Below are 1,274 nucleotides of genomic sequence, written 5' to 3'. Positions count from 1 at the left end.
TGCTCTTCCGATCTGATGTTACCCTCAATCAAGTTCTTATTTATCTGGGAACTTTCTGTATTTTATGTCGCGTAAATAACATTATTCGGATCTCAACCCATTGAGTCAGAATCAGACTCTTGACAGACAGGTTATGATCACAATAGAAAGACTCAATCAACCGGAGTCGGTTAACCTGTCCTTTAAATCATCTAGTTGTGAACCCTTTTAAAGCCTAACTTAACTCGCATCTATCGAGTGTTCTGCCTTTGACACTGATTATTGGAGTGATACAAGTAGAGTTGAACTGACTAGCGTAGCTTATAGCACAACTCTCCTATTGAGATTGACGAAGCTCAGGGTTGATGCTTCGGTGTCGAGGACATAAATCCATTCAAGAGCTTCATATTTAAGGGTAATTCCCCCGATACTGAGAAGATTGAGCTAAAATCTAAAATCTAAAAGGCTTGGATGCAGGAAATTGGCCCAAAATGAGGAAAATCTCCCGTTAAATCGTCCAGTCCTATCATTGACTTTCTGCCCACACTCTAAATACATTGGTAACTATGCTGCAAGACGCTCCTACTATTCGCCACTATCAAAAGCTGACCGACTCCCTAGTCGAAATGTGGAATCGTGGTTATCGCTATGATGATTTAAGAATGTATATCGATGGTTATTTAGCGGCTCTGAGACATTCCAGCGTCTTAGAACCCCATTTAGTACATCGTTTAGAGGAAGAAACGTTTCGATATCTCAATGACCCCTCTAACTTTGAGATGGCGATGCCGATGGTTCAGCCTGAAGTTGACTACTATTAGCCAGGCTAGCATGAGTCTGAGGATTTTTCGATGATCTCAGACTCAGTGAAGCCGACTCTTGAAGGGCGGGAGTCGGCTCAGAAGGTAAAGGCGTGCCTAAAATGTGAAAACAGCCTTTTAGCTAGTCTTATGATGCGAGAGCCACCTCAACCATTTGTTGTAACTCGCCCTTTTGATACAGTTCGATCACCACATCAGATCCACCCACAAATTCACCATTGATATAAACTTGGGGAATCGTGGGCCAACTTGAGTATTCTTTGATTCCTTGACGAATATCAGGATCTTCTAAGACATCACAAGTTTCAAAGGGAACACCTAAGCTATTTAAAATCCCCACAACATTGTTAGAGAAGCCACACATGGGCATCAACTTAGTGCCTTTGATAAACACGAAAATTTTCTGGCTATTGACCATGTTGTCAATTCTAGCTTGTAGTTCTGGAGTCATTGTTTTTCCTGAAGTAGCTGAGA

2 protein-coding genes are annotated in these 1,274 nt (G+C 41.7%); one reads left to right on the top strand and one right to left on the bottom strand.

Annotation, left to right across the window (positions count from 1 at the left end; all coding sequences use genetic code 11):
* The first annotated feature begins 545 nt into the window (after positions 1-545).
* On the top strand, positions 546-800 hold the full coding sequence (locus M595_RS27670; protein ID WP_023065855.1) for a DUF6761 family protein: 255 nt from the start codon (positions 546-548) through the stop codon (positions 798-800).
* Positions 801-927: 127 nt separating this feature from the next.
* Here the strand turns inward: M595_RS27670 and grxD are convergent, their stop codons facing one another.
* Positions 928-1,251, bottom strand: coding sequence for a Grx4 family monothiol glutaredoxin (grxD, locus tag M595_RS27665; RefSeq protein WP_023065887.1), 324 nt, complete (start codon positions 1,249-1,251; stop codon positions 928-930).
* Positions 1,252-1,274: the final 23 nt, after the last annotated feature.

Origin of the sequence: Lyngbya aestuarii BL J, assembly GCF_000478195.2 — a bacterium.
GTDB classification, from domain to species: Bacteria; Cyanobacteriota; Cyanobacteriia; order Cyanobacteriales; family Microcoleaceae; genus Capilliphycus; species Capilliphycus aestuarii.
Note: the sequence above shows the minus strand (reverse complement) of the source record. Positions and strands in the feature narration are given on the sequence as shown.

Bases quoted from the DNA above. Each gene is read 5' to 3' on its own strand.
- M595_RS27670 (WP_023065855.1), top strand. From the start codon at position 546: ATGCTGCAAGACGCTCCTACTATTCGCCACTATCAAAAGCTGACCGAC.
- grxD (WP_023065887.1), bottom strand. From the start codon at position 1,251: ATGACTCCAGAACTACAAGCTAGAATTGACAACATGGTCAATAGCCAG.